General features: G+C 58.4%; 28 protein-coding genes. 16 read left to right on the top strand and 12 right to left on the bottom strand.

The window, feature by feature from the left end:
- Positions 1-76: 76 nt before the first annotated feature.
- The 3 genes from IPM27_06685 to IPM27_06675 all read right to left on the bottom strand — a co-directional run bounded on the left by IPM27_06685 (position 77) and on the right by IPM27_06675 (position 3,411).
- Positions 77-1,348, bottom strand: a complete 1,272-nt coding sequence (locus IPM27_06685) for an NAD(P)/FAD-dependent oxidoreductase (protein ID MBK9161236.1) — start codon at positions 1,346-1,348, stop codon at positions 77-79.
- Positions 1,349-1,532: 184 nt separating this feature from the next.
- Positions 1,533-2,207, bottom strand: a complete 675-nt coding sequence (locus IPM27_06680; GenBank protein ID MBK9161235.1) for a response regulator — start codon at positions 2,205-2,207, stop codon at positions 1,533-1,535.
- Positions 2,200-3,411 (bottom strand): hypothetical protein, encoded by a 1,212-nt coding sequence (locus tag IPM27_06675; GenBank protein MBK9161234.1) that lies wholly within the window; start codon positions 3,409-3,411, stop codon positions 2,200-2,202. Before IPM27_06675 ends, IPM27_06680 begins: the two co-directional genes overlap by 8 nt.
- 277 nt (positions 3,412-3,688) lie before the next feature.
- Here IPM27_06675 and IPM27_06670 point away from each other — a divergent pair, with 277 nt between their 5' ends.
- Positions 3,689-4,219, top strand: a complete 531-nt coding sequence (locus IPM27_06670) for a metallophosphoesterase family protein (GenBank protein ID MBK9161233.1) — start codon at positions 3,689-3,691, stop codon at positions 4,217-4,219.
- Positions 4,220-4,372: 153 nt separating this feature from the next.
- Positions 4,373-4,759 carry a rhodanese-like domain-containing protein gene (locus tag IPM27_06665; protein ID MBK9161232.1) on the top strand — a complete coding sequence of 129 codons (387 nt, stop codon included), beginning with the start codon at positions 4,373-4,375 and terminating at the stop codon, positions 4,757-4,759.
- 142 nt (positions 4,760-4,901) lie between these two features.
- On the opposite strand, the gene IPM27_06660 is transcribed toward IPM27_06665, so the two are convergent.
- Positions 4,902-5,072, bottom strand: a complete 171-nt coding sequence (locus IPM27_06660) for a hypothetical protein (GenBank protein ID MBK9161231.1) — start codon at positions 5,070-5,072, stop codon at positions 4,902-4,904.
- 96 nt (positions 5,073-5,168) lie between these two features.
- Entirely contained in the window at positions 5,169-5,558 is a 390-nt protein-coding gene (locus tag IPM27_06655; GenBank protein ID MBK9161230.1) for an HIT family protein, read from the bottom strand.
- Between the two features lie 85 nt (positions 5,559-5,643).
- On the opposite strand from IPM27_06655, the gene IPM27_06650 reads away from it, so the two are divergent.
- Positions 5,644-6,060 (top strand): DUF4279 domain-containing protein, encoded by a 417-nt coding sequence (locus tag IPM27_06650; protein ID MBK9161229.1) that lies wholly within the window; start codon positions 5,644-5,646, stop codon positions 6,058-6,060.
- 8 nt (positions 6,061-6,068) lie between these two features.
- Here the strand turns inward: IPM27_06650 and IPM27_06645 are convergent, their stop codons facing one another.
- From IPM27_06645 to sat, 7 genes are all read right to left on the bottom strand, one after another.
- Positions 6,069-7,079 (bottom strand): tetratricopeptide repeat protein, encoded by a 1,011-nt coding sequence (locus IPM27_06645; protein ID MBK9161228.1) that lies wholly within the window; start codon positions 7,077-7,079, stop codon positions 6,069-6,071.
- Entirely contained in the window at positions 7,076-7,585 is a 510-nt protein-coding gene (locus IPM27_06640; GenBank protein MBK9161227.1) for a peptidylprolyl isomerase, read from the bottom strand. Before IPM27_06640 ends, IPM27_06645 begins: the two co-directional genes overlap by 4 nt.
- 25 nt (positions 7,586-7,610) lie before the next feature.
- On the bottom strand, positions 7,611-7,961 hold the full coding sequence (locus IPM27_06635) for a hypothetical protein (GenBank protein ID MBK9161226.1): 351 nt from the start codon (positions 7,959-7,961) through the stop codon (positions 7,611-7,613).
- A gap of 144 nt (positions 7,962-8,105) precedes the next feature.
- Complete coding sequence (locus tag IPM27_06630) at positions 8,106-9,998, bottom strand: adenylyl-sulfate reductase subunit alpha (GenBank protein ID MBK9161225.1); 1,893 nt, start codon at positions 9,996-9,998, stop codon at positions 8,106-8,108.
- Positions 9,998-10,480: an adenylyl-sulfate reductase subunit beta gene (gene aprB, locus IPM27_06625; GenBank protein ID MBK9161224.1), complete on the bottom strand. Its 483-nt coding sequence runs from the start codon at positions 10,478-10,480 to the stop codon at positions 9,998-10,000. The genes IPM27_06630 and aprB overlap by 1 nt, the downstream gene beginning before the upstream one ends.
- Before the next feature lie 41 nt (positions 10,481-10,521).
- Positions 10,522-11,346 (bottom strand): adenylyl-sulfate reductase, encoded by an 825-nt coding sequence (locus IPM27_06620; GenBank protein ID MBK9161223.1) that lies wholly within the window; start codon positions 11,344-11,346, stop codon positions 10,522-10,524.
- A gap of 121 nt (positions 11,347-11,467) precedes the next feature.
- Entirely contained in the window at positions 11,468-12,682 is a 1,215-nt protein-coding gene (sat, locus tag IPM27_06615) for a sulfate adenylyltransferase (GenBank protein ID MBK9161222.1), read from the bottom strand.
- 292 nt (positions 12,683-12,974) lie between these two features.
- On the opposite strand from sat, the gene IPM27_06610 reads away from it, so the two are divergent.
- The 13 genes from IPM27_06610 (at position 12,975) to IPM27_06550 (ending at position 26,594) form a co-directional block, all read left to right on the top strand.
- Positions 12,975-15,875 carry a molybdopterin oxidoreductase family protein gene (locus IPM27_06610; protein ID MBK9161221.1) on the top strand — a complete coding sequence of 967 codons (2,901 nt, stop codon included), beginning with the start codon at positions 12,975-12,977 and terminating at the stop codon, positions 15,873-15,875.
- 181 nt (positions 15,876-16,056) lie between these two features.
- On the top strand, positions 16,057-16,788 hold the full coding sequence (locus tag IPM27_06605; protein MBK9161220.1) for a 4Fe-4S dicluster domain-containing protein: 732 nt from the start codon (positions 16,057-16,059) through the stop codon (positions 16,786-16,788).
- Positions 16,789-16,808: 20 nt separating this feature from the next.
- Complete coding sequence (locus IPM27_06600; GenBank protein MBK9161219.1) at positions 16,809-17,780, top strand: dimethyl sulfoxide reductase anchor subunit; 972 nt, start codon at positions 16,809-16,811, stop codon at positions 17,778-17,780.
- Positions 17,781-17,826: 46 nt separating this feature from the next.
- Positions 17,827-19,572, top strand: a complete 1,746-nt coding sequence (locus IPM27_06595) for a SulP family inorganic anion transporter (GenBank protein MBK9161218.1) — start codon at positions 17,827-17,829, stop codon at positions 19,570-19,572.
- A 48-nt stretch (positions 19,573-19,620) separates the two neighbouring features.
- Entirely contained in the window at positions 19,621-19,953 is a 333-nt protein-coding gene (locus IPM27_06590) for a hypothetical protein (protein MBK9161217.1), read from the top strand.
- Positions 19,954-19,965: 12 nt separating this feature from the next.
- Entirely contained in the window at positions 19,966-21,042 is a 1,077-nt protein-coding gene (locus IPM27_06585) for a sulfite exporter TauE/SafE family protein (protein MBK9161216.1), read from the top strand.
- A gap of 183 nt (positions 21,043-21,225) precedes the next feature.
- Positions 21,226-22,887: a sulfate permease gene (gene sulP / locus IPM27_06580; protein MBK9161215.1), complete on the top strand. Its 1,662-nt coding sequence runs from the start codon at positions 21,226-21,228 to the stop codon at positions 22,885-22,887.
- 274 nt (positions 22,888-23,161) lie between these two features.
- Positions 23,162-23,644, top strand: coding sequence for a thiosulfate oxidation carrier protein SoxY (gene soxY, locus IPM27_06575; GenBank protein MBK9161214.1), 483 nt, complete (start codon positions 23,162-23,164; stop codon positions 23,642-23,644).
- Positions 23,644-23,955: a thiosulfate oxidation carrier complex protein SoxZ gene (gene soxZ, locus IPM27_06570; GenBank protein MBK9161213.1), complete on the top strand. Its 312-nt coding sequence runs from the start codon at positions 23,644-23,646 to the stop codon at positions 23,953-23,955. The genes soxY and soxZ overlap by 1 nt, the downstream gene beginning before the upstream one ends.
- A 75-nt stretch (positions 23,956-24,030) precedes the next feature.
- Positions 24,031-24,336 carry a class I cytochrome c gene (locus IPM27_06565; GenBank protein MBK9161212.1) on the top strand — a complete coding sequence of 102 codons (306 nt, stop codon included), beginning with the start codon at positions 24,031-24,033 and terminating at the stop codon, positions 24,334-24,336.
- A gap of 26 nt (positions 24,337-24,362) precedes the next feature.
- On the top strand, positions 24,363-25,640 hold the full coding sequence (locus IPM27_06560; GenBank protein MBK9161211.1) for an FAD-dependent oxidoreductase: 1,278 nt from the start codon (positions 24,363-24,365) through the stop codon (positions 25,638-25,640).
- 70 nt (positions 25,641-25,710) lie between these two features.
- Positions 25,711-26,208, top strand: a complete 498-nt coding sequence (locus tag IPM27_06555) for a DUF302 domain-containing protein (protein ID MBK9161210.1) — start codon at positions 25,711-25,713, stop codon at positions 26,206-26,208.
- A 158-nt stretch (positions 26,209-26,366) separates the two neighbouring features.
- Positions 26,367-26,594, top strand: a complete 228-nt coding sequence (locus tag IPM27_06550) for a sulfurtransferase TusA family protein (GenBank protein ID MBK9161209.1) — start codon at positions 26,367-26,369, stop codon at positions 26,592-26,594.
- The last annotated feature ends 9 nt before the right edge of the window (positions 26,595-26,603 follow it).

Raw genomic sequence — 26,603 nt, 5'->3', positions numbered from 1 at the left:
CAATGCATACCGCCGGCCCTGGATGAAAAAGGCCTCCGGCTTTGCAACCGGAGGCCTGTCTGTTTCAGGTAACGGGTTACTTCAGCTTCTCGATGCCCAGCATTTTCATGATGCTGCCTTCGTAGAACGGCTCGGACGAACCTTTCTTCATCTTGCGGATGAAATATTTCTCGAACCCGACCTTGGCAAGATGCACCCACTTGCCTTCGGAGAACCAGTTGACGTTGCGCGGCGGGATCTGCGGGATCGCCACGAAGGCCACGCCGCTCTCGCCGAAATCGGCCAGGCATACCGCGTTCCAGGTGGCTTCGTGATCGGCCGGTTCACCGTTCAGATCGGCCTTGATGTTGCGCACGGTGGCGGTCACCATGGATTCGATCATGTAGCCGGTCTTGGGGGTGCCGACCGGGATGGGGGTCGCTTCTACCGGGGGAATGGCGACACAGACGCCGACCGCGAAGATGTTCCTGTATTTCGCGTTGCGCTGGTGCTTGTCCACGGTGATGAAGCCGCGCGGATTGGTCAGACCCTCGATGCCGAATACGGCATCGATGCCCTTGAAGGCGGGCAGCATCATGCTGTAGCTGAAAGGCAGTTCGTGCTTCTTTTTTTCCGCGCCCATGTCGTCGTGTTCGGTGACGTACATCTTGCCCGCTTCGACCTTGGTGACCTTGGCGTTGCAGATCCACTTGATGTGCTTGTCGCGCATGCCGGATTCGAGGATGCCCTTGGAATCGCCGACACCGCCCAGGCCGAGGTGGCCGATGTAGGGTTCGGACGTGACGAAGGTCATCGGGACCTTGTTGCGTATCTTGCGCTTGCGCAGATCGGTCTCCATGATGAAGGCGTATTCGTAGGCGGGGCCGAAACAGGATGCGCCCTGTACCGCGCCGACCACGATGGGGCCGGGGTTCTTGCAGAAGTTCTCCCATTCGTCATGCGATGTCATCGCGTGATCGACATGGCAGATGGAGTAGGTGTGTCCGCCGTGCGGACCCAGCCCTTCGACTTCTTCAAAGGCCAGCTTGGGCCCGGTGGCGATCACCAGGTAATCGTAGTCGAGCAGCTTGCCATCGTTGAGTTCGAGCTGGTTCTGTTCGGGATGCACGCGCTTGACGCCGGTGGAGAAGAAATCGATGCCCTTGCGCTCCAGATAGGCGCGCACCGGGAATTCGATCTGCTTGCGGGAACGCCATTTGACCGCCACCCAAGGGTTGGAAGGCGTGAAGTGGAAGTTTTCGCTGTCCGAGACGACGGTCACCTTGTGCTTCTTTTCAAGCACCTCCCTCATTTCATAAGCAGTCGGCATGCCGCCGATGCCCGCTCCCATGATGACGATGTGCGCCATGTTGTCTCCTCCCTGGATAAATGAAGTGTGCAGATGCTGCGCATGCCAGCATTCGGTGTCCTATTAGGCGCAATCCTCGCTCGGGGTGTCTATAGCCATATCGGGGTGGGGGGGATATAACCCCTTCGGGTTGTCTGGGGCGCATCCTGAAATGGGATGTCATGCCCGGGAGGAGGCTGCACGTTCAGCAGCTACGTGACGAATCGTCGTCGGCGGAACCCTGTTCTTTGGCAAACAAGACCGCCGCCTTGACCCTGGACGACAGGTTGAGCTTGTTCAGGATGTGGCGGACATGCTGCTTCACGGTGTCGTAACTGATCGACAGTGTCTGCGCGATCGCCTTGTTGCTTTCGCCGCGCGCCAGCAATTGCAGGATCTCGCGTTCGCGTTCGGTGAGTGACTTGATGGAATGTTTCTGTTCCTGTGCGGGCTGGTCGTTGCGCAGCATCTCGATCATCTTGACGGTCATGCTGGGGGCGACGACCAGTTCTCCCGCCGCGACCCGCCGGATGGCGTCGACCACATCTTCGGGCGCCATGTCCTTGAGCAGGTATCCCCTTACTCCGGCGCGGATCGCCTTGCCCAGATCCACTTCGGAGTCGCTCATGGTCAGCATGACGACCGGCGTCTCGCACCCCTCGTTGCGCAGCTGCTCCAGCATCGACAGGCCATCCATGGGCTTCATGCGCAGGTCGATGACCAGCAGATCGGGTTGTTGTTCCAGCAATGTGCGCAGACTTTCGATGGTGCCGACCGCACCGAGGACATTGAAACCGTAACAGTTCGAAAGCAGTTCGCTCAGGCCGTTCCGGCACAGACTCTGGTCGTCCACCAGCGCGATCTTCAGGGCATCAGTCATCGTTCGTTCTCCAGTTCGCTCCGGGTTCCGGGAAGAACAATTGTACGCATGTTCCCAGCCCCTTGATGCTTTCCACCTTTATTTCCCCACCGATGCGCTGGGCACGCTCCTGCATGATGATGATCCCGTAATGCCCTTCTATCGGAGAGAAAGTGCCGACGCCATTATCTTCCATCGTGAAGACGTAATAACCGAATAGCTGTTCGACGATCAGTCTGGCATGGCTTGCGCCGGAATGTTTGGCGATATTGGCGAGCGCTTCCTGCACGATATGGAATGCCTGTATCTCGTGTTCAAGCGGCAGGTCGAGGTCGGCGAGGCGGATCGAACAATCGAGCACGATGTCGTGCTGTTTGCGGAACTGTTCGCACAATGTGTGCAAGGCCTGCAGCAAGCCGGCCGGATCCATCTCGCAACGGAAATCGGTGATCAGTTCGCGCACCGCTTTCTGGCCCATTTCCAGGGCTTCATCGATGTCGCGGACGTATTTTGCCGTCATCATTTCATTCTTGTTGCGCACGGTCGAGTCCAGCAGGGCGGTGGTCATGCGCGCGTAGTTCACGGTCTGCGCCAATGAGTCATGGATCTCGTTGGCGATCGACTGGCGCTCCATCAGCAACTCGGCCCGTTTTGCCTCGCGGCTGGATTTGACATATTCGATCAGGGTGGCCAGCAGGTCGGCATAACTGGCCGCCATGGTTGCCGATTTTCCCGATGAGGATCGCGGGGTGTCGAAGAACAGGGTGAAGACGCCGAGCAGGACGCCGGGAGAGTTTCGGCTTTCCAGCGGGATGGAGATGACGGCGTTGAAATGTTTGTGCGACCAGGCATCGCGCCGGGTTTCACAGGTGTCGATGTCCGTCGCGCACATCCCGCGCCGGAAGGAGTCCTTGCCGCATTCCTCGCAGGTCAGTCCCGCAAGGTTCTCGGCACAGAGTGCTTCGCCATCCATCCCGAACGCGCTGATGACATTCAGGGTCTGGGCGTCGGGCAGCAGGACGCGCACCACGCCAGCCCGCGCATTAACGAAGCCGATCGCTGTTTCCAGGAAGGCGTTCAGCAAAGTCTTGAGGTCATTGGCCCGTGAACCGGCAAATTCCTGCGTGACGCACGCGTCCACGCCGCCATCCACGGCGGGAATCACGAATTCGGGATCGCGCGTCCAGCAGAACGCAGTGTCATCCTGTTCTTTTGCCAGTTTCATTTTCCATTCGCGGCATGCAATCAAAAATATTCCTTGGATCGGGCGGTCTATCTTTAGGCGATCACCCCCATCGACCTCCGAGCATGCGATCCGGAGGATGTCCGCTTTTGGTTAATATCAGCAAATCATGTTTTTATCAACCGCATCCTGGCCGGTTATTTCGCCAACCACCCATCAGGGCTACAGGATGACCTACCCGATGTGGGTATAGACGCGCATGGTGTGAATTTTGCCTAATGACGAGTATGGGTTTCTGTAAACGCGGATTTTTAGGGTCATGAAGATATGCATCGTTTCGGATAGCCATGACCGTTCCGCCTCTCTGTTTGCCGCAATCATGGCGGCAAACGCATTGGGGGCGCAAGCCATCATTCACTGCGGCGACCTGATCGGTGCCAATACCCTGCGCGCTTCGCTGGATCTCGGCATACCCATCCACGCAGTCCACGGCAATAACATCGGCGACGTTGCGGCGCTCCATCGCATGATGGCGAAAACGGATCGGCTGTTCACATATCATGGTGAAGAAGCGGTACTGGAGCTGGCTGGCAGAAGGATATTCGTTACCCACATGCCGCACCACGGCCAAGCCTTTGCCTGCACCGGGGATTACGACCTGGTCTGCCACGGCCACAGCCACACTGCGCATGTCGGCAAGCAGAGGCACGTCAAGGGTGGCGCGTGCTGGCTGGTCAATCCCGGCTCCGTGGCGGGTATCAATGCCCCAGGCGTGAAAGCCGTTCCAACATGGATACTGGGCGACCTTGCAACCATGGTTTTTGAAATCCGCAGACTTCCCGGGGTTTGATGAACGCTCCCATCCCAACCAATCAATCCCCCTCTGCGGTGCCGGGCGGGCAGGTTTGGAGGGGTATGTTTTCCAGCCGAAAAAACTGCTGGATATCGCCACAAGTGATGGCGCTATAATCTGTCCCTCGATAACGATCCACAGGGGGAGACCATGCAGCATCTGACACCCAAGGAAGCCTACGACTTCCTGCAAGCCAACCCGGAAGCGGTATTCATCGATGTGCGTAGCGAGATGGAATACATGTTTGTCGGCCATCCGCGCGGATCCATTCTCATCCCCTGGGTGGACGGACCGGACTGGGATGTCAACCCGATGTTCGTCGCCCATGTGCGCAAAGCCGCCAGCGTCAATCGTCCCGTCGTTCTCATCTGCCGTTCTGGCCGCCGCTCGGCGGATGCCGGTCTGGCCCTTGAGAATGCCGGGATAAAGGAAGTCTACAATGTCTCACATGGCTTTGAAGGCGACCTTGACGAAAGTCATCACCGCAATTCGCACAACGGCTGGCGCTTTGACGGGCTGCCCTGGGCACAGACCTGACGGATATCGCGGACTTTTCCGATAGCGAATAAACCTCGCTTCGACCATGCTGGAGCATGGCGATTTCGGGAATGCCGATCCGATAAAAAACAGCCGCGCGACCGTTCAGGCTCGCGCGGCTGTTCATTCTTTGCTGATCGAATCAGGGTGCCTTGGGAGTGGTGTAAGGCACTTCCTTCTGGTGCGGTTCCCAAGTGGTTTCATAACCAACAAAGAACTGTCCCGGTACGATCTCTTTCTGGCGGGTGGTTACGTGGAATGCGTGACCATCTGGAACCTTGGGGCGGCAAAAGGGCTTCTTTTCATCACTCATGATCCTATCTCCTTTGGTTGTAGAAAACGGGTGGCCGAAAGTGGAAGGAGTGGCATGCCGATCTCTCCCACTTTGCTCGTGAAATTATACTGGTTGTCAACGCGTGTAATGCCCCCTCTTTGGGATTACATGCCGTACTCCTCCCTGGGGATTCTCAACGTCCCCTTTGTAGCGGGGGATGATGTGGATATGCACATGGAAGATGCTTTGTCCGGCCGCCGGTCCCACGTTGACGCCGATGTTGTAACCGTCCGGATGGAACGCTTCATCCAGCAGTTTCTTTTCCTGCTGGATGAGTCCCATGCAGGCCGCGACTTCTTCCGGCGTCAGCTCGAAGAAGCTGGCGACATGCCGGCGCGGGATGACCAGTGTGTGTCCCGGACTCGTGGGGTAGGTGTCGCGTGCACTGTAAGCGAGTTCGTGTTGTAGCGACACGCCTCGCGGATCCTTGCAGAACAGGCAGGGATCGTTGGGATCGCGTTTCATTTCTTGTGTGGCCTCAGACGACAACTGAACACCTCTTTCGGTACGTTATACTCGGACGAATAAAATCATCGGCGAGGAAAATATCGTGGCATCGAACAAAGGACGGGCTTACTTTGCATTGCTTGGTTACCATTTCAACCCCGACGACATCACACGTTTACTCGGGATAGAGCCCACTACGGTCAATGCCGCGGGCGCATACAGCGGGCTGGATAAACCCGTGATCAGTTCCTGGGAGTTGTCCACGGAGACCGCTGCCGGAGAGGTGGATGTGTTCGCTTTGACCGACAGTCTCGTCAAGCAGTTGGACCCCCTCAAGGAAAAGATCGTTGCAGTCTGCAAGAGCCACAATCTGTCACCGCGCCTGGGCGTGGCGCTGACCTTGTCCATCGACAAGGGGGAGACTAGCCCTGAAGTCGGCTTCGGTGCGCGCACGATCCGCTTCCTTGCCGATACCGGCTCATTCATCGAGGTGGAGAACAGACTTTCCGAGCGGGTTTGAGCCATTCTTCACCCCGCGACCTGACTGCCTGAAGCGGTCTTCGCCAGCTTCATCTGTTCCTGACAATGCCGCAAGCACAGCGGCTGCAGCGCATGAGAGAAGCATTCGATGATCACTTCGAATTCATCCGCGATCTCTTCCGCGAGTGCGGCGTCGTTGGTCATCTGTGCCAGTACGTTCTGTGCGGTCGCCTTGTTCACGCGGCAGATGACGGATACATGGATGGGCAACTGCTGTTCCATGCCGACCGTCAATGCCTTCTCGTATGAATTGATCGCTTCTTTCACGCGGTCGGGGTTCGCTTCCGATTCGCCGAGATGATGCAAGGTGATGCCCCGGTTGTTATGGGCGGCAGTCAGTTCCAGTGCATGATCGTCCGCGTTGAGTGCAGCCAGTGCATTCTTGTAGGCGACCACGGACTTTTGCAGTTGACGGTTGCCTTTGAGCTGGATGCCGTGGGTGTACAAGGTCGCGCCGAGCTGGTGCATGGTCTGCATCCATTCTTCCGGATGCGCTTCCCGTGTCCAGACCAGCAAGGCGTTGGTATAGGCATCCACCGCGAGCTTCAGCGGGCTGGTCTCCTCTAGCAAGCGGCCCAGCGCCTGATTGGCGGTGCCGAGGTTGTATTGCGTGGCCGCCCATGCCAGCGGCGAGTCTTCCTGAGAAATTCCTTCCAATGCCCGGCTGAAGCACTGGATGGCTTGCTCGAATAAGGTCGCATCCCGGCGCTGCTGACCCAGTGCGGCGAGGATGTTGCCGAGCTTGTTCAGTGTCTCCGCGCGTGGAGAGGCAGCCAGCGATGCCTCCAGCGCTTCGCGCAGGCGCTCCAAGATGCGGGTGCTGTAGCGGTGCTGCTCATAATTTCCGCGCGTGTAGCGGAAGTTGTCCGCGACGGCGACTTGCGTATCCGGCATGGCCGCTGCGGCATCTTGCTCACTCAGCAGACAAAGTCCATCCGCAATGGCGCGTTCCAGTGCCTTGTTCGCGGGGTAGAGGAGGTACAGGGTTGATCGCTTCATTGTGCCCGTTCGAGTATCTCGTTCAATTCCGGATCGGCACCGACCGCTCCGCCCAGCTCGATCTCTTCCTCGGTGGCATCACGGATGGACAGCACTTCCAGCATGAAAGTGACCTCTCTGCCGCAAAGGGGGTTGTTGCCGTCCACGGTCAATGTCTTGTCGTCGAACCGGGTGACGATGAAGTCCTTCGGCTCACCCCTTTCGTTCTCCATGGTGATGGTCATGCCGATCTCGCGGTATTCCTCCGGGACGTTCTCGATGAGATCGGTGAATACCAGTGACTCGTCCCGCTCGCCATAGAGCAGACTGGTGTCGATCGGTACTTCGATGATGTCGCCGACCTTCTTGCCATACAGGGCCTTGGTCACTTCTTCAGACATCACGTCATTCACGCCGTGAACATAACCCAGCGGATAGTCCACGGTGACCAGGATGTCGCCGGTTTTGTTGTCGATGACCTTGTAATTCAGCTCAACGAATTTTTCGTCTTCAATGGTATCTGACATGTCGATTCTTTATATAAACCCAGTCTTAAAAAATGGTTGCGCCAAAGATCCTGACCTTGTCTTTTTCGAAACCCAGCACCAGCCTGCCCAGCCATTCGCCGGGTTTCGCCGTGCTGCGCTGCTTGTATAGCACGGTGACGTATTCGCCGCGACGGATGATGCCCAGATACTCGTAGTCCGGTGACAGGTTCTTTGCCAGTTCGCTTCTTGCAAACTGCCTGCCCATCTCGACCTCATTGGCACCCGCAATAAAGGTGCTGGAAAAGTTGCGCGTGAAAGCGCCGTAGTTACCCTCATTCGAGTATTTGACCAGATCCGCCCACATGGGATGTGCGATCTCCAGTATCTCTTCATCCGTCTTATCAATGATATTCATCAACCCAACTCCATTTTTGCGAAAGGGATAAAAAGAGGACCAACATAAAAATATGCCGGTCCTCTTTAATGTACTACCAAGTTATCGCAAATATCCTTGCGTAAGCCTGATTCTACAAAGCCGGTAAATCAAGCCCGCACTTGCCTAGTGGTGATCGACTGGCGGTGCTTTCTCCACATCGCCTACCAGATGGTAGAGCGGTGCCTTTTCCATCGTGTATTCACCCGTCTTGGGATCGCGACGCGACACGGTCAGTACATGCCAGTTCTGGTCATCCAGCTTCATTGCATCGCCGCGGTAGTAGTAGCCCGGCCAACGTGTCTCCTTGCGGAACAGCGTATGGTGGAATACGCTTTCGGATGTCAGGTAGCGGTGTTTCAGCTCCCATGCGCGTAGCAGTTCGTGGATGTCTGACGCAGCGACCTTTTCCAGGTCTTCACCCAGGATGGCCATCTTCTTCAGACCGATGTTCAGGAGTTTGTCGTTGGTCATGTAGTTGACGCCGAAACCGCCGCAATACTCATCCATCAGCTTCTGCAAACGATCCTGCCCCTGCTTGGGATTGATGAAGTTGGGATTGACGGTACCCGCGACCACTTCGTTGCTATAGACACGATACGTTTCCAGTGGCTTGAAGATCTGCTCCTTGCGACGCTCGATCTGTGCGGAAGAGACGCGGATGCCTTCGGCTTTGCCATCATCGATGTATTTGCAGGCAGCCTTGGCAGCCAGACGACCTTCGGTGAAAGAGCCGGAGGAGAAGGCGTGCGGCGTACCGCCGACCGCATCACCGGCACCGAACAGGCCTTCGATGGTCGTCATGCGGTTGTAGCCCCAGAAATACTCTGGCGGAGACAGGTCTGACGGACCCGAGCACCATGCGCCGCAACCGGTGGCATGCGAGCCCATCACATAAGGCTCGGAGGTGGTCAGTTCGGGGTTCTCGTACTTGGGGTCCACGTCGGTGGCGGCCCACAGCACGGCTTGGCCGACGGTCATGCCGAGGAAGTTGTGCCACCCGATCTCTTCCAGGTGAGGATCCTGGAAGGCTTCCATGGTGACCATGTGGATCGGACCGCGACCGGCATTCACCTCGGAGATGATCGCGTGGTTACGCAGGCAGGTCGGGATGGGGCGGTGCGTGCGGTGAGACACTTCCGGATCCAGGTATTCCTTGCCCACCATCTGCTGCAGGGCGGGGAACCACTTGGATTCGTACTCTTCACCATAGGCGTTCTGGGTGTAGGTCTTGAGGTGCAGGAAGTAGGCGCCGACCGGACCGTAGCCGTCCTTGAAGCGGGCCAGCACGATACGGTTCTCCATCTGGGTCATCTTGGCACCGGCTTCGATCATCAGCCCGTAGGCTGAACCCGAGGACCACGGTGCATACCAGACACGTCCCGCACCTTCACCGACGGAACGCGGCTTGAAGATGTTGGAAGCGCCACCAGCACCGCAGATCACGGTCTTGGACTTGAATACGTGGTAGTTGCCCGTGCGTACATTGAAACCCACTGCGCCGGCGACACGGTTCTCCTTGGATTCATCCATCAGCAGGTGAGTCAGACAGACACGGTTGAACACCTTGTCCGCAGACTTCTTGGCCGCTTCGGCGACGATAGGCTTGTAGGACTCTCCGTGGATCATGATCTGCCAGCGGCCTTCACGCAGGAACGAACCCTTCTTCTCGTTGCGCATGATGGGCAGGCCCCATTCCTCGAAGTTGTGCACGGTGGAGTCGACGTGACGTGCCATGTCGAACGCGAGGTCTTCGCGCACCATGCCCATCAGGTCGATACGTGCATAGCGCACATGGTCTTCGGGATTGTTCTCGCCGAAACGGGTGCCCATGTAGCAGTTGATCGCATACAGGCCCTGGGCGACCGCACCGGAGCGCATGATGTTGGCCTTTTCGGCGATGACGATCTTCTTGTTCTGGCCCCAATATCTCGCTTCGAACGCCGCGCCCGTGCCACCCAGGCCCGCGCCTGCGACCAGGATGTCGATATCGTCTTCAATGATAGTCTGGTAGCTCATCAGTATTGCACTCCCTCTTTGATTTCCAGGCCGTTGGATTCCAGTGTATGCAGCCCACCTTCATCCATGCGGATATATTTCGGCTCGTTGAACAGCAACTCGCTGTCGCGCATCTCCTTGCTGGGGGCCGGCACCTTGGCGAGATCCGGTGTTGCCGAGCCCCAGGGCTTGGTGGTGATGGGGGCCAGCAGTTCCATGTCCTTCTTGCCGTTGCGGAACTTGATGCGCCACGCGATGGTGCCTTTGTCTTCGTCACGGATCACGCGGACGCTGTGACCCAGCGGTGCAAAGTCGGCGTAGCCGCGCACGTCGATGGCATGGTGAGGGCAGGCTTTCACGCAGGAATAACATTCCCAGCACATGTTGGGTTCGATGTTGTAGGCACGTCGCAGTTTCTTGTCGATGTGCATGATGTCGGACGGGCAGATGTCAACGCATTCTCCACAACCATCACAACGCGTCATATATACAAAGGTTGGCATAATAAATCCCTCTATTTCTATAGAAAATTGTCTGGTCGGTATCAGTAGTGTTTTGCTCTTTCAGCCTTGATGCAAAGTCCCATTTTGGGCGGGTTCTTGCCCATGTACATCGGGATATCGGGAAACTTGCGCTGTACTTCAGGATCGGTCAGATCATAGTCAGGGGGCAGATTCTCCCGAGAACCATCAGCCTCGGTGATCTTCTTCTGGTGGGCCGCTGCAGGCTTGAAGAACATGTGGGCGAACTTGGACCAGTACACGCCGCCGAAGAGAACGGTGCTGGACAGGATGAACAAGGCGAAGGGGATGCCCAATCCGCCGCCGGTGAACGACCAGACCAACGCGAAAGTCGAGGTGGCGAGCAGCGAGACGATGAACAGGTCGGCACGCTCGAAGCGGAACCAGGGCAGACCTTCCGCAGCCACGTCAACACGGATGAAAAGCCAGAACCAGTATCCGCCTGCGGCCAGCATCAGTGCGCCGACATGCCAGAGTTGCGGCACCAGGGTGGAAGTGGACTCCGGTGAGAAGATCATGATCGCGGTGGTTACGACGAAGACGATGAAGCCGTACATCATCAGCAGGTGGGAAATCCTGCGTTGCGGATTGTTGAATTCGCCGGCAGCCATCACTTCGTTCGTCAGCACGGAAACAGCAAGCGCCACTTTTTCCCCGCCGCTCACGGACCGTTTTGCGCCCTTCTTCGCTTTCTTCGCATTCTCGAAAAAGTACTGCGCGCTTTTCTTGTGAATCATGTCAAGTATCGTCCCGCCCATGACCAGCAGAACCATAAGGACGATATACCCCTGCATCATTGCAGGCGAAATAACGTCAGAAAGCGTGACAAAAGGGTTGCTCGTGAACATCAGGTTCTCCTTAAAAAAATTAGTCACAAGTTATCAGTCAATCGACTGGTCGTCGAGTAAGGAAAATTCCAAATATCCCTCATGCCGCCAACCCGCCACCATTACCTTACTCAAGGGGTGTCTAACGCCCCGAATGTCCGCTCAGTTTCACTTCCACTTTTTCATGCTCGGCCAGTCCGGCATAGTATTCGCGCAAGATCGCCAGCACTTCCGGGCGGCTGAATTCAGCAGGGACTTCCGACCCTTCGGAGAGCATCTTGCGCAACTTGGTCCCGGATAGCAGCAGACGGTCTCCATCGCCGTGCGGGCAGGTGCGAGCCGAGGCCATGCCGCCGCATTTGTAGCACCAGAACGTCCAGTCGATCTTCAGCGCCTGGGTCTCCAGCGCGTCTTTCGGAATCTTGTCGAAGATGTGGTGCGCGTCGAACGGGCCGTAATAGTTGCCGACGCCGGCATGGTCGCGCCCCACGATCAGGTGCGAGCAACCGTAGTTCTGGCGGAACAGGGCATGCAGCAAGGCCTCGCGCGGTCCTGCGTAGCGCATGTCCAGTGGGTAGCCGGCCTGGGCGATGGTCTTGGGTACGAAGTAGTTCCTGGTCAGTTCGATGATGGCATGGGTGCGCACCTCGGCCGGGATGTCGCCCGGTTTGAGATTGCCGAGCAGGGAATGGATCAGCACGCCGTCGCATACCTCGATGGCGATCTTGGCCAGATATTCGTGCGAGCGATGCATCGGGTTGCGCGTCTGGAAAGCAGCGACCTTGCTCCAGCCCAGCTCGGTGAACAGTGCCCGGGTCTCTTTCGGCGTCATGAACAGCGGGCCGTATTTCTGCGGGAAGCCGCCTTGCGACAATACCTTCACCGGTCCGGCCAGATTCACTTCACCCTGCTCCATCACCATCTTCACGCCCGGGTGTTCAAGGTCGGTGGTGCCGAACACGGTGGCGCATTCGTGCGCCTTGTCTATGGAATACTTTTCGGTGACGCGCATCGTGGCGACAACACTGCCGTCGTCCGGATCGGTCAGCGCGATGTTGCTGCCGGTGGAGAGGGTATCGGCCATCTCCCTGGCGACGGAAAGTGTGATCGGGATCGGCCAGAACAGGCCATTGGTCAGGGTCATGCCATCGCAGACGCCTTGCCAGTCGGCGTGCGTCATGAAGCCGTCGAGCGGGGTGAAGCCGCCGATACCGAGCATGATCAGATCGCCCTTCTCGCGCGAGCTCACGGCTACTTTCGGGTAGGCATGAGCGCGTTGCATTTCGGCGATAAGGTCGTCTCCCTCCAGCAGCAGCGGGTTGAGGTTGCCGCCGCCATGCGGGTTCACCAGAGCCATCTTCTACTCCAATATCAAATTAGCGTACGCTGACTGCCGGGTTGTTCGATACCCGGTTCGAATGTCGGGCAATCCTAAGACTTTTGCCGAAAGACCACGATACCCCTAATGGGTTATATCCTGATAGCTCATCACGGTTATGGAGGCGAGGCCATCCATTGCGCATACTGACCCACCCTTTCGGAGAAGGTTGATTGCTCAATTCCGGGCGACCGGGATCGAAGCGTTAGACCGCAAAAGATATCGCATGAAAACCCGACATTTTGGTGACTCGTCCAGCACGATCTCCCCATTGCATGACCCGCTGGCGTCTCCGGCGCCGGGCGCGACGACCGAGGTGCGCAATACCACCTGCTACATGTGCGCGTGCCGCTGCGGTATCCGTGTGCATATCCGCAACGGCGAGGTACGTTACATCGATGGCAATCCGGATCATCCGCTGAACGGTGGTGTGATCTGTGCCAAGGGTTCTTCCGGCATCATGAAGCAGTATTCGCCGGCACGCCTGACCAAGCCGCTACGCCGCAAGCCGGGCAGTGAACGCGGGGCCGGGGAGTTCGAGGAGATCAGTTGGGAGGAGACTTTCTCCATCCTGGCCGAACGGTTGGGCAAGCTGCGTGCCACCGATCCGAAGAAGTTCGCGCTGTTCACCGGTCGCGACCAGATGCAGGCGCTGACCGGCATGTTCGCGCGCCAGTTCGGCACGCCCAATTACGCGGCGCATGGCGGTTTCTGCTCGGTCAACATGGCGGCCGGCATGATCTACACCATCGGCGGTTCGTTCTGGGAATTCGGCGGTCCCGATCTGGAACGCTCCAAGCTGTTCATCATGATCGGCACGGCCGAGGACCACCATTCCAACCCACTCAAGGTCGCGCTGTCCAAGTTCAAGCGCGAGGGCGGCCGCTTCATCTCGATCAATCCGGTGCGCACCGGCTACTCGGCCATCGCCGATGAGTGGGTGCCCATCCGTCCGGGTACCGACGGTGCGCTGCTCCTCGCCATCATTCACGAGATCATCGAGCTGGGACTGTATGACCGTGAGTTCCTGGTGCGCTATACCAACTCTGGGCAACTGGTGAACCTCGACGATAAACACGACGAGTTCGGCATGTTCGTGCGTACCGAGGTGCCCGAGGAAGAGGGTTGCTACGACCCGCAGAACAAGCTTTGGTGGGACCGGAATACCAACAAGCCGGTGGTGACGCACGCTGAAGGAGCCGATCCTTTCCTGCGCGGCGAGTTCAAGCTGAAGGATGGCGTACCGGTCAAACCGGCATTCCAGTTGTTGAAGGATCGTGTCGCAGATTACACGCCGGAATGGGCCGAGGGCATCACCGGCATACCGGCGGCGACCATCAAGCGTCTGGCGCACGAGATGGGCATCACCGCGCGCGACCAGAAGATCGAACTGCCCATCGCCTGGACCGACAGTTGGGGCAAGGAGCACCAGACCGTGGTCGGCAATCCGGTGTCCTTTCACGCCATGCGTGGTTTGGCCGCACACTCCAATGGCTTCCAGACCATACGTGCATTATCCATCCTGATGACGCTGCTGGGCACCATCGACCGTCCCGGCGGGTTCCGCCACAAGCCGCCGTTCCCGCGTCCCATCCCGCCCTGCGCGCGCACGCCGAACGATCCGCGTGCGGTGCAGCCGAACACGCCGCTGGATGGCATGCCGCTGGGCTGGCCGTCCGACCCGGACGACCTGTTCGTAGACGCCGAAGGCAAGCCGGTGCGCATCGACAAGGGCTTCTCCTGGGAATATCCGTTGTCGGCGCACGGCCTGATGCATAACGTCATCACCAACGCCTGGCGCGGCGACCCCTACAAGATCGATACCTTGCTGTTGTTCATGGCCAATATGGCATGGAACTCCAGCATGAACACCAGCGAAGTGCGCAAGATGCTCACCGACAAGGACGAGAACGGCGAGTACAAGATACCCAACATCGTGGTGTGCGACGCCTTCCATTCCGAGACCACTGCCTTTGCCGACCTCGTCCTGCCGGATACGACCTATCTGGAACGTCACGATGTGATGTCCATGCTGGACCGTCCGATCTCCGAGTTCGACGGCCCGGTGGATTCGGTGCGCATCCCGGTGATGCCGCCGACCGGCGAGTGCAAGCCGTTCCAGGAGGTGCTGATCGAACTGGGAACGCGACTGAAGCTGCCGGCCTTCGTCACACAGGACGGCGCACGCAAGTATCGCGACTATCCCGACTTCATCGTCAACTGGGAGACCGCACCGGGTTCCGGCATCGGCTTCCTGTCCGGCTGGCGCGGCAAGGGCGGCGAGAAGAGCATGCGCGGCGAGCCGAACCCGAACCAGTGGGAGATGTATGCCAAGAACGATTGTGTACACCACGAGGTGCTGCCGCGTTCCTACCAGTTCATGCGCAACTGGAACCAGGGTTATCTGGAGTGGTCGCAGCGCAACGGTATCACGCGCTATTCCGAGCCTATCCTCATCCACCTGTATTCCGAGGTGTTGCAGAAGTTCCGCCTGGCTGCACAGGGCAGGAGCATCTCGCGCCAGCCGCCGCAACACCTGCGCAAACGTGTGGAGACCTATTTCGATCCGCTGCCTTTCTATTACGAGCCGCTGGAGACGCAGGCCAGCGACAAGCAGAAATATCCGCTGTCCGCCGTGACGCAACGCCCGATGGCGATGTATCACTCGTGGGATTCGCAGAACGCCTGGTTGCGCCAGATCCATGCGCACAACTATCTGTATGTGAACGCGCTGACCGCGAAGAACGCCGGCATCGGCGACGGCGACTGGATATGGTGCGAATCGCAATGGGGCAAGGTGCGCTGCATGGCGCGCTACAGCGAATCGGTGGAGCCGGGCACGGTGTGGACCTGGAACGCCATCGGCAAGGCCGCCGGCGCCTGGAACCTGACCCCGCAGGCGAACGAATCGCAGCAGGGCTTCCTGCTGAACCATCTGATCTCGGAAGAATTGCCGAAGCAGCCGGACGGTCCGCGCTACTCCAACTCCGATCCGATCACCGGACAGGCGGCGTGGTATGACGTGCGCGTGCGCATCTACAAGGCGGAAGAGGGTGAACCGGAACAGACCTTCCCGCAGTTCGAACCCATGAAACGATATCCAGGCATGAAGGAAGCGCCGAACTGGCTGGCTTACTTCGGTGGTGGCAAGAAGAAGGGCGGTGTCAAATGACCTTGAAAAAGACCTCTGTCCACGAAAGACACGAAAAAACACGAACAAAAACCAATAAACCTGTTTCCATGACATTTGGCTTGATGGGCAGAACACCAACTTCACACGTTTGCGCCGAGCGATTCAATGTCTGCCCCACCCATTTCGTGCTTTTCATGGAAAATGGGTCGGAGGTTCCGTTATGACCCAACTCGCCCTTGTCATCGACCTGAACGTCTGCGTGGGCTGCAGCGCCTGCGTGACCAGTTGCAAGGAGTGGAACACGTCCGGTTCGGCCGGCCCGTTGGTGGATGAACGTCCGTACGGCGAGAACCCGACCGGCACGTTCTTCAACCGTGTACAGACCTACGAGATGGGCACGTTCCCGAACAGCGAGACGCTGCACTTCCCCAAATCATGCCTGCATTGCGAGGATCCGCCGTGCGTGCCGGTGTGTCCGACCGGCGCTTCGTACAAGCGCAAGGAAGACGGCATCGTGCTGGTGGACTACGACAAGTGCATCGGCTGCAAGTATTGCTCCTGGGCTTGTCCGTACGGCGTGCGCGAGTTCGACGAGCAGCAGAAGGTGATGAAGAAGTGCACCCTGTGCGTGGACCGCATCTACGACATGACCATGCCGGAAGCGGACCGCAAACCATCCTGTGTAAAGGCATGCCCGACCAGCGCACGGCTGTTCGGCGACATCCACGATCCGGAGTCGGAAGTGTCGCTGGCGATCCGTGAGGAGGGCGGTTATGCGCTGATGCCGGAATGGGGCACCCATCCCTCCAATCACTATCTGCCGCGCCGCAAGACCAAGATGAAGATCCATGCCGACGAACTGGAGCGCGCCGACAATCCGCTCAAGCTGGATCACCAGTTGCCCATGCCGGACAAGGATCAGTCCACGATGGATGATGCCTCCGCTTGGTAATTTGAAAGAAGCGTAAGAATATGAAACCAGCATTCTCTGTGATCTTTTTGACCACCCTGATCGGTGCGGGGCAGGGGCTGTTCCTGGCGCTGTTCACCCACCAGTCCTATGCCCTGTTCGGCCAGTTGCCGATGCAGTCCGATGCCTTCTATGGCTATGGCAGCGTCATCGTGCTGGTCTTGCTGGCGGCTGGGCTGGTCGCTTCGTTCTTCCATCTCGGTCGCCCGGAGCGCGCATGGCGTGCCGCCACGCAATGGCGCACTTCGTGGCTGTCGCGCGAGGTCATCGTGCTGCCCATCTTCATGGGGGTCGCCTTCCTGTTCGGCGTGTCGCATCTGGCCGGATTCCGCCCGGAGGTCGTGACGCTGCCCAGCGGTCTGGTGATCGATCTTTCCGTGTTGCTGGGGATGCTCGGGACGCTGCTGGCCTTTGCGCTGTTCGTCTGCACGGCGATGGTCTATGCCTGCCTGCGCTTCCTGCGTGAATGGAATTCGCCGCTGACGGTCATCAACTACATCCTGATGGGTGGTTCGTCCGGCTTCATACTGGCCGCCTTCTATGCCGCCTCGGCCTCCCCCGATCAGGCTGATTTCTTTGCAGGCTGGGCCATCATCATTACCGTGCTGGCGTTGTTGGGGCGTGTCGCTTCGCTGGTCAGGAATGCTCGCCTGAAACCGATATCGACCATCCAGACCGCCATCGGCGTCAAGCACCCCCACATCACCCAGCGCAACTACGGCGCGATGGGGGGGGCGTTCAATACGCGCGAGTTCTTCCACGGCAAGAGCGCGGCCTTCCTGCGCATGATCAAGCCCGCGTTCATGTTGCTAGCCTTTATCCTGCCGCTGGTGTTGCTGGCTGCGGGGCTGGTATCACCCGGTTTGCTCGCTCTTGCGTTTATACTGCAATACGTCGGGCTGCTGGCGGAGCGCTGGTTCTTCTTCGCGCAGGCCAACCACCCGCAGAACCTTTATTACCAGACCATAGGCTGATGCAAACCTGATGTCGCTCCGCCCTTGCAAAGACTGGCTGTGCCGGATGCTTCCATTCATGCAATGGAGGCATCTGGTAGACAAGCAATCCACCCGTGACGACCTGATCGCCGGTCTGACCGGCGCGATGATCGTGCTGCCGCAGGGCGTGGCATTCGCCACTATCGCCGGCATGCCGCCGGAATACGGCCTGTATGCCGCCATGGTGCCGGCCATCATCGCGGCCCTGTTCGGTTCGAGCTGGCATCTGGTCTCGGGCCCGACCACGGCCATCTCCATCGCGGTGTTCGCGGCCATCAGCCCTTTTGCCGAGCCGGGTTCGCCCGAGTTCATCAGCATGGTACTGACGCTGACCTTTATGGTCGGCGTGTTCCAGCTCATTCTTGGCCTGGCGCGCATGGGCGTGCTGGTCAACTTCATCTCGCATACCGTGGTGATCGGCTTCACGGCCGGGGCGGCATTGCTGATCGCCTTCAGTCAGGTGAAGCACTTCTTCGGCATCGACATTCCACGGGGCGCGCATTTCCATGTGGTGGTCGAACAACTGATCCTGCAAATAGACCACATCAATCTCTATGTGACCTTCGTCGGGGTGATGACGCTGGCTTCCGGGATATGGGCGAAGCGCTTCATTCCCAAGATGCCGTACATGATCGTCGCCATGGTGGTCGGCAGCGTCGTGGCTTGGCTGATGAATCTGGAGATCGGTGCCGAACATACGGCGATCAAGACCGTGGGCGCCCTGTCCGCGCAGCTGCCGCCATTCGTGCTCCCGGATTTCTCCTATTCCACGCTGCATCAGGTGATGTTCCCGGCACTGGTGGTGACCATGCTGGCGCTGACCGAGGCGGTCTCCATCTCGCGTTCCATCGCGGTGAAATCGGAACAGCGCATCGACGGCAACCAGGAATTCATCGGCCAGGGCTTGTCCAATCTGGTCGGCAGTTTCTTCTCCAGCTACGCATCCTGCGGTTCGTTCAACCGTAGCGGGGTGAACTATGCGGCAGGTGCGAGAACGCCGCTGGCCACGGTGTATGCCTCGATCTTTCTGGTGCTGATCCTGTTGCTGGTGGCACCGCTGGCGGCTTATCTGCCGACGGCAGCGATGGCGGGTATCCTGTTTCTGGTGGCGTGGGGGCTGATCGATTTCCACCATATCTCCGGCATCATGAAGACCAGCCGGGGTGAGACCGTCATCCTGTGGGTGACACTGATCGGCACCCTGATCGATCTGGAGAAGGGCATCTTCTTCGGCATCCTGCTGTCGCTGGCGATCTACCTGTACCGCGTTTCCAAGCCGGGCATGCTGCCGGTCGTGCCGGCCAAAGAAGAGGGCGCCTACCATTTTGTCGGCGCGGAAGATCACCCGCAATGTCCGCAGCTATCGATCATGCGGATCAACGGTGCGCTGTTTTTCGGTGCGGTTGATAATGTGCGCGACCGGCTGCAGCAGGTGGACATGGATAATCCGCAGCAGAAGTCGTTGCTGCTCACGGTGCGGGGATTGACCTTCGTGGACGTGGCCGGTGCCGATATGCTGGCGCAGGAGGCCCGCCGCCGCAAAAAGATGGGCGGCAGCCTGTACTTTTATTCGTGCAAGGAGCCGACCATCGATTTTCTGAGAAAATCCGGAGCGATGAAAGACATCGGCGAAGAGAACTTTTTCCCGGTGATGTCGAACTGGGTCGAGCCCATCTACCGCAACCTTGATCCGGATATCTGCCGGAACTGTACGGCACGTATCTTCGCGGAATGCCAGAATGAACTGCCAAATGGCGAATCGCGCCGGTAATTAAAAGGCCGCGGCAGGCATCCAAAAAACAAACCAAGGAGGTGTGGCATGTCCGATTCAAAAAGCGGATGGAGTAAGACGCTGCTGTGGGGAGGGGTCACAGGGGTGTGTTATGTGATCTTGTTCGAGTATGCAGAGGCATTGATCGAGCTGGCGCACACCACGGTCGATACCTGTGCGGCAACGGCAGGCGACAAGACCGTATATTTCAGGAAGCCGGAAGCGGCCCAGTGTGTGACCAAAGGCGGTGAAATGATTGAAGGGAATCCATGGCATGCGCTGGTGCCTATCGTCATCGCATTCATTTTTTCGTATTTCCACGGCGCATTCACCGGACATTTCTGGGAAACGCTGGGGCTGACAGCAGCCAAAAAGAAATAAGGGGTCCGAGAAATGGAAGTCATCGAATTCATCGACCTCAACCTGACCAATTCCATTCTGCTCATCCTGACCGGTTTTGTGGGGGGGATGGTGTCCGGCTTCATCGGCTCCGGCGGCGCTTTCGTATTGACTCCCGCCATGATGACCATGGGCGCGCCCGGTATTGTGGCGGTGGCCTCCAATATCTGCCACAAATTCCCCAAGGCTCTGGTGGGAGCCATCAAGCGCAATAAATACGGCCAGGTGGATGTCAAGCTGGGACTCGTGCTGGGCGCCTTTGCCGAGGGCGGCATGCTGTACGGCAAGCACATCATGACCGGCATCAAGAACACTTACGGAGCGACAGGCACCGACCTTTATGTATCGGCGATATTTGTCGTGGTGCTGGCCATCGTCGGCGGTTTTGTGTTGCGCGACTATTTCAAACTCAAGGCAGCGGGACAGGCAGCCGAACATAAGCTTACGCCTATCGCCAGGTGGATACATTCCGTGAACATCCCCGGCACCATGGTCTATTCACGAGGGGCCAATGCGAGCATTTCCGTTCTGTTCCTGGCGCCGGTCGGATTTGCGACCGGTATGCTGGCTGCAACCATCGCGGTAGGCGGATTCATCGGGGTACCTGCCATGATCTACCTGTTCGGCATTCCCGCCATCATGGCTTCGGCGACCGAACTGGTGATCGCTTTTGTCATGGGGCTAGGTGGCACCCTGTTCTATGGTTTGGAGGGTATGGTCGACATCCGTCTGGCGATGCTGATTCTGTTCGGCTCGCTATTCGGCATCCAGATCGGCGCCATCGGTACGACCTATGTCAAGGATCAGCAGGTCAAGCTGGTGATGGCGGTCATCATGCTGACCGTACTGCTCTCTCGGTTCTTTTATATTCCGGGATATTTGGGCAAGCTGGGCATGATCACCCCATTATCCGGGGAAACGCTCAAGGTACTTAAGGTGTTGGGCGATGGGGTGTTGGTGCTGGCATTGCTGCTGGGCGGATTCATCGTCCTCGCTTCTCTGTTCAAGGGCATGCGTGAACATCGCAGGCAGCACGAGATACTGTCCGATAAGGATGGATATGCGGATTGAGTATCATCGCTGGCAACGGAAAAGGTCACCGATCGGTCTCAACAATCGGGCGCGCCTTTCAGGTGCAGGACAACCCTCTATGACGACAGCCTTAATTCCCCCGGCCATCGACGGGATATGCCGGGGTATGGACGGAAGAAACGGCAAGCGACCGGACTCATGGGGTTGTCGTCGCAATTGAACATCTCGCAATATTTCCGCCCGCGCCTGATCGACGCGCTGCATGGTTACGACAGGTCGCGCCTGGGTACCGACATCACCGCCGGCATCACCGTCGGCATCGTCGCCCTTCCCCTCGCCATTGCCTTTGCAATCGCTTCCGGCGCGAAGCCCGAGGCCGGTATCTTTACCGCCATCATCGCCGGCTTCATCATCTCCGCGCTGGGCGGTTCGCGCGTCCAGATCGGCGGACCGACCGGCGCCTTCATCGTCATCGTGTATGGCATCGTCGCGCAATACGGCTACGCCAACCTGCTCATCTGCACCCTCATGGCGGGCGTGATGCTCATCCTGATGGGGGCCTTCAAGTTGGGCAGCCTGCTCAAGTATTTTCCGCGCCCGCTCATCATCGGCTTCACCAACGGCATCGCGGTGCTGATCGCGCTGTCCGAGATCAAGGATTTCCTCGGGTTGAAGATAGATGCCCTGCCTGCAGAGTTCTTCCACAAGATCGCCACGCTGGCGCAGGCGCTGCCCACCTTCGATCCGATCACCCTCCTGCTGGCCGCGCTCAGCGCGCTGTTCATCTGGTTCTACCCCAAACAGTGGGCACAACGCATGCCCTCACCCATCGTCGCGCTCGTGCTCGGCACCGCCGTCATAGCGCTATTCCATCTGCCGGTCGAGACCATAGGCTCGCGCTTTGGCGGAATCCCGCAGGGGCTGCCCGAGTTCATCGTCCCCGAGGTCACACTGGGCGATCTGCGCCATCTCATCATGCCTGCCTTCACCATCGCCCTGCTCGGCGCGATCGAATCGGTGTTGTCTGCCGCTGTTGCGGACGGGATGATCAACGACCGGCACGATCCGAACCAGGAACTGATGGCGCAGGGCATCGCCAACATCGTGGTGCCGTTCTTCGGTGGCATCCCTGCCACCGGCGCCATCGCGCGCACCGCCACCAACGTGCGCTCCGGCGCGACCAGCCCGGTCTCGGGTATGGTGCATGCGCTCACCTTGCTGCTCATCGTGCTGGTCGCCGCACCGCTGGCGCAATACATCCCGCTCGCATCACTGGCCGCGATCCTGATGATCGTGGCGATCAACATGGGCGAGTGGGACGTGTTCAAGCGGTTGAAGGGCTATCCGCGACAGGATGCGGCGGTGCTGCTGGTGACGTTTTCGTTCACAGTAGTCTTCGGCCTGACGGTGGCGGTGGAGGTCGGGCTGCTGCTTGCTGCCGTGTTCTTCATCCGTAACATGACCGAACTCTCGCATGTCCGACTCTCGGAAGAACATACGGCGATGCCGGACGACGGCGAGGCTACGCTGGCGCGCAAGATGGCGCCGCCGGGCGTGCTGATCTACCGGCTGTACGGCGCGTTGTTCTTCGGCATCGCCGACAAGCTGGAGGATGTGCTGCACCAGCAGCACACCGAGCCGGAGGTGTTGATACTGAACATGACCGAGGTCATCAGCATGGATGCCAGCGCGCTGCATGTGCTGGAGGATATGCATGCCAAGCTCAGGAAACGCGGCAAAAACCTCATCCTGTGCGGCCCCCATACCCAGCCGTTTGTGCTGATGAAGCAAGCAGGATTCATCGAGGCGGCGGGAAAGGCAAACGTGGTGGCGAACCTGGACGACGCGATATTGAGGGCGCGGGAGTTGCTCGCATCGCCATAGGAGGCGGAGCCGGCCCGGCCGTGTTCGCACTGACGTGCCGCACTGGCGCCCCCTCGTTCCTTATGCGTGTTGGCCGGTGGCATGAGCCTGCGGCTCAACGCGGGGCTGATGAGCCTGACCAGCCTGATCTATTGACCGGGCCGAGATGTTTCCGCTTGTGTTCGGCGGGTCGAGTAGTGCATGATTGCCGCATAACCCAAAAGGGTTATGGACTATCTGGCATCAAGTAATATCCAATCGCACGAGCTTTGATCCATTCATGGGAGGGGGCTGGATGCACGCAAGTTCAGAGATGGCGGATCTGCAGCGACGCAGTCTGTTGAAGACTGCGGGCGGTCTCGGCCTCGTTGGCCTGTTTGCGACACTGGGGTTGTTCCCCGCATCCGCCTCGGCCGAAGAGCTCAAGCGTACCGTGTTCGACACCAAGAATCTGGATGAAGCGCTGGATGCGCTTGGGGGGTTCCTCGCCGAGCAAAGCTCTCTGGTCGGTCTGACCGCGCCCGATGTGGCAGAGAATGGCGCGCTGGTTCCCGTCACCATCGAAACCTCGCTTGCCGGCGTCTCACAGATATCCATTCTGGTAGACAAGAATCCCACCATGCTGGTGGCGAATTTCACCATACCGTCTGGTACACCCGCCTTCCTGACCACCCGCATCCGCATGGCGCAGACTTCCAGCGTGATCGTTCTGGTCAAGGCAGGGGGCAAGTTCTACCGTGCCGGCAAGGAAGTCAAAGTGAATCAGGGGGGGTGCTGATGTCCAACCCGACCCGGATACGTGCCACCGCGAAGGACGGCCTTACCGAGGTCCGTTTGATGATGCAACACGAGATGGAGAATGGCCGTCGCAAGGACGAAGCCGGCAATCTCGTGCCCGCCTGGTATATCACCGACATGCAGGTCAAGCATCAGGGACGCACTGTCCTGTCTGGCCAGTTCGGCACGTCGGTCTCCAAGAATCCCTACCTGATCTTCCGCTTCCAGGGCGGAAACAAAGGGGAGAGGGTGTCTGTTGCCTGGACCGACAATCGGGGTGACAGTCGCGAGGATCAAACGGTCATCGACTGACCGTGGCAGGGCAATGCCGCCGAAAGGCGGAGGGGTGACGTGTATTCCATCATTATTAAAAGGGAGGGTCGCACAATGAAGTTATTTCGATTGCTGATTCTTGTCATCGGTCTGTCGCTGGGCGCGATGGCCCATGCCGATGCGGACAAACACTCGCGCAACATCGCCGCTTCCTGTTCCGCCTGTCATGGCACCGATGGATACAGCGAAGGGGGGATGCCGGTTCTGGCCGGCATGGACAAGGCGCTCTTCGTTGCGCAGATGAAGGATTTCAAATCCGGTGCACGTCCCGCCACGGTGATGCACCAGCACGCGAAGGGCTATTCGGATGAGGAGATCGGCATACTCGCCGATTTCTTCGCAGCCCAGAAGCGCCGCTAACCCATAACTAATCAGAGGAGCACATCATGACATTCAGTCGTCGGGATTTCATCAAGGCCAGCGCGGCAGGGATCGTGATCGGCGCATTCCCCGGGTTGGCGTTCGCATCGAGCGAACTTGTCAGAAAGAAGGGATTGCGCGTGGTCGTGGTCGGTGGCGGTTTCGGTGGTGCCACAGCCGCCAAGTACATCCGCAAGTGGAGCAACAACAAGATCGAAGTGGTGCTGGTCGAGCGCAATCCGCTGTTCATCTCCTGTCCAATGAGCAATACGGTACTGGGGGGTAGTCGCAAGATCGAGGATCTGACCCTGAGCTACGACACCTTGGAGAAGAAGTACGGCGTCAAGCTCATCAAGGGCGAAGTCAACGCCATCGATGTCGAGAAGCAGACGGTCATGCTGGAGAGGGGGCACCTGAAATATGACCGCCTTGTCATCGCTCCGGGCGTGGATTTCATGTTCGACAAGATCGAGGGGCTCGATGCCAAAGTGGCGGAAGAGAGTATCCCGCATGCATGGAAGGCCGGGGCGCAGACCGTCATGTTGCGCAAGCAACTGGAATCGATGCAGGACGGTGGCGTCGTGGCGATTTCCATTCCAAAAGGCCCCTATCGCTGCCCGCCGGGCCCTTATGAGCGTGCTTGCCAGATCGCTCACTACCTGAAGCAGAACAAGCCCAAGTCCAAGGTGCTGGTTCTGGACGCGAATCCGGATATCACCTCGAAGAAGGGCTTGTTCATGGCAGCCTGGAACGAGCTCTATCCGGGCATGGTGGAATATCGTCCGAACGCCATGGTCCTTGGCGTCGATGCGGCGACCAAAACAGCCAGGACCGAGTTCGAGGATGTGAAGGCGGATGTGCTGAACGTGATCCCGCCGATGCGTTCCGGCGTGCTGGCCGATATGGCCGGCGTAGCCAACGTGGATGCGCGCTGGTGCGGGGTGGACTTCCTGAGCTACACCTCCAGGGTGCATGGCAACATCCACGTCATTGGCGACGCGGTCTCTGCCGCGCTGCCCAAGTCGGGACATATGGCGACCTCGCAGGCCAAGATCTGCGCGGCGGCCATCATCGAACTGATGCAGGGCAAGCAGCCGGATCAACATCCGATCATCGCCAACACCTGCTACAGCATGGTGAGCGACATCGAAGCGATGCACGTGGCGAACGTCTATCACTTCAATGCCGAGAAGCAGGCTATGGTCTCTGCAGAAGGCGGTGGCGTGTCAGCCAAGCGGTCTGAATTGGAGGGGGCATTCGCCGCCTACTGGTTGAAGAACATCCTGAACGACGTTCTGCTGTGATCCACTACCAAGGCATCCCCCGGCAACGGGCGGATGCCTTGTTCATTTCTGACATGTGAGAAAAATCGACATGACACGCTTCCAGTTCCTCCTGTCCGTACTACTGCTTGTCTTTTCTTCCTGGGTATCCGCTCAGGACAAACTCTCCATCTCCACCATGAAAGTGCAGATCGCACGTATCCAGATACAGGATGCCGTCAGCTTCGAAGATGCGACCGAGTCGCTCAAGCTCAGGGCGAACCAGCACAACATCAAGTTCGTCGGGGCCAGCCCGCTCTACAAGGAGATCGAGGCGTTGACCGGAAAGCCGGCAAAACGCATGGAGATTTTCAGTTTCTGCGATGCCACGACTGCCTTGAAGATGATCGAGGCGGATCCGTCCACCATCGCCTTCATGCCTTGCCGCATCGCCCTGCTAGAAGACATGCAGGGAAAGCGCTGGGTGATCTCCATGTTCATGGATCCGGCGATGTTCAAGAGGCTGCCCGTCGCAACCCGCAAGGAAGCGGAACGCATCATGTCCCACCTCAAGGATATGATGCTGGCGGCCAGCAACGGTGATCTTTGAACGAGTGGATAGTGGATAACCCTAATGGGTTATTCAGGCACCCCTTCATGGTTATGGACGCTGATTGGCAGATTGTTCTTATAATGGCGGCAATTATGTTCGATTGCGCTTGACGAACCGTCGAGTGCGGTCTTTATGTTTTACCTAAAGGAGGCAACATGAATTTCGATAAAGAATATGACGCCAGCGGCCTGTCGTGCCCGCTGCCCATCCTGAAGACGAAAAAGGCGCTTGCCGAGATGACCTCGGGTCAAGTGCTCAAGATGATCTCCACCGATTGCGGCTCGATCAAGGACATGCAGGCGTTCGCCGACCAGACCGGCAACCCCCTGCTCGAACAGGCAGAAGAGGGCGGCAAGTATATTTTCTTCATGCAGAAGAAATGACCTGCATTT

The organism is Nitrosomonadales bacterium (assembly GCA_016716325.1).
Taxonomy (GTDB): domain Bacteria; phylum Pseudomonadota; class Gammaproteobacteria; order Burkholderiales; family Gallionellaceae; genus Gallionella.
The sequence above is the reverse complement of the archived record's forward strand: the minus strand, read 5'-3'. Positions and strand labels throughout refer to the sequence as shown.

Coding starts and splice junctions, on each gene's coding strand:
- IPM27_06685 (MBK9161236.1), bottom strand. CDS start 1,348: ATGGCGCACATCGTCATCATGGGAGCGGGCATCGGCGGCATGCCGACT.
- IPM27_06680 (MBK9161235.1), bottom strand. CDS start 2,207: ATGACTGATGCCCTGAAGATCGCGCTGGTGGACGACCAGAGTCTGTGC.
- IPM27_06675 (MBK9161234.1), bottom strand. CDS start 3,411: ATGAAACTGGCAAAAGAACAGGATGACACTGCGTTCTGCTGGACGCGC.
- IPM27_06670 (MBK9161233.1), top strand. CDS start 3,689: ATGAAGATATGCATCGTTTCGGATAGCCATGACCGTTCCGCCTCTCTG.
- IPM27_06665 (MBK9161232.1), top strand. CDS start 4,373: ATGCAGCATCTGACACCCAAGGAAGCCTACGACTTCCTGCAAGCCAAC.
- IPM27_06660 (MBK9161231.1), bottom strand. CDS start 5,072: ATGAGTGATGAAAAGAAGCCCTTTTGCCGCCCCAAGGTTCCAGATGGT.
- IPM27_06655 (MBK9161230.1), bottom strand. CDS start 5,558: ATGAAACGCGATCCCAACGATCCCTGCCTGTTCTGCAAGGATCCGCGA.
- IPM27_06645 (MBK9161228.1), bottom strand. CDS start 7,079: ATGAAGCGATCAACCCTGTACCTCCTCTACCCCGCGAACAAGGCACTG.
- IPM27_06640 (MBK9161227.1), bottom strand. CDS start 7,585: ATGTCAGATACCATTGAAGACGAAAAATTCGTTGAGCTGAATTACAAG.
- IPM27_06635 (MBK9161226.1), bottom strand. CDS start 7,961: ATGAATATCATTGATAAGACGGATGAAGAGATACTGGAGATCGCACAT.
- IPM27_06630 (MBK9161225.1), bottom strand. CDS start 9,998: ATGAGCTACCAGACTATCATTGAAGACGATATCGACATCCTGGTCGCA.
- aprB (MBK9161224.1), bottom strand. CDS start 10,480: ATGCCAACCTTTGTATATATGACGCGTTGTGATGGTTGTGGAGAATGC.
- IPM27_06620 (MBK9161223.1), bottom strand. CDS start 11,346: ATGTTCACGAGCAACCCTTTTGTCACGCTTTCTGACGTTATTTCGCCT.
- sat (MBK9161222.1), bottom strand. CDS start 12,682: ATGGCTCTGGTGAACCCGCATGGCGGCGGCAACCTCAACCCGCTGCTG.
- IPM27_06605 (MBK9161220.1), top strand. CDS start 16,057: ATGACCCAACTCGCCCTTGTCATCGACCTGAACGTCTGCGTGGGCTGC.
- IPM27_06600 (MBK9161219.1), top strand. CDS start 16,809: ATGAAACCAGCATTCTCTGTGATCTTTTTGACCACCCTGATCGGTGCG.
- IPM27_06595 (MBK9161218.1), top strand. CDS start 17,827: ATGCTTCCATTCATGCAATGGAGGCATCTGGTAGACAAGCAATCCACC.
- IPM27_06590 (MBK9161217.1), top strand. CDS start 19,621: ATGTCCGATTCAAAAAGCGGATGGAGTAAGACGCTGCTGTGGGGAGGG.
- IPM27_06585 (MBK9161216.1), top strand. CDS start 19,966: ATGGAAGTCATCGAATTCATCGACCTCAACCTGACCAATTCCATTCTG.
- soxY (MBK9161214.1), top strand. CDS start 23,162: ATGCACGCAAGTTCAGAGATGGCGGATCTGCAGCGACGCAGTCTGTTG.
- soxZ (MBK9161213.1), top strand. CDS start 23,644: ATGTCCAACCCGACCCGGATACGTGCCACCGCGAAGGACGGCCTTACC.
- IPM27_06565 (MBK9161212.1), top strand. CDS start 24,031: ATGAAGTTATTTCGATTGCTGATTCTTGTCATCGGTCTGTCGCTGGGC.
- IPM27_06560 (MBK9161211.1), top strand. CDS start 24,363: ATGACATTCAGTCGTCGGGATTTCATCAAGGCCAGCGCGGCAGGGATC.
- IPM27_06555 (MBK9161210.1), top strand. CDS start 25,711: ATGACACGCTTCCAGTTCCTCCTGTCCGTACTACTGCTTGTCTTTTCT.
- IPM27_06550 (MBK9161209.1), top strand. CDS start 26,367: ATGAATTTCGATAAAGAATATGACGCCAGCGGCCTGTCGTGCCCGCTG.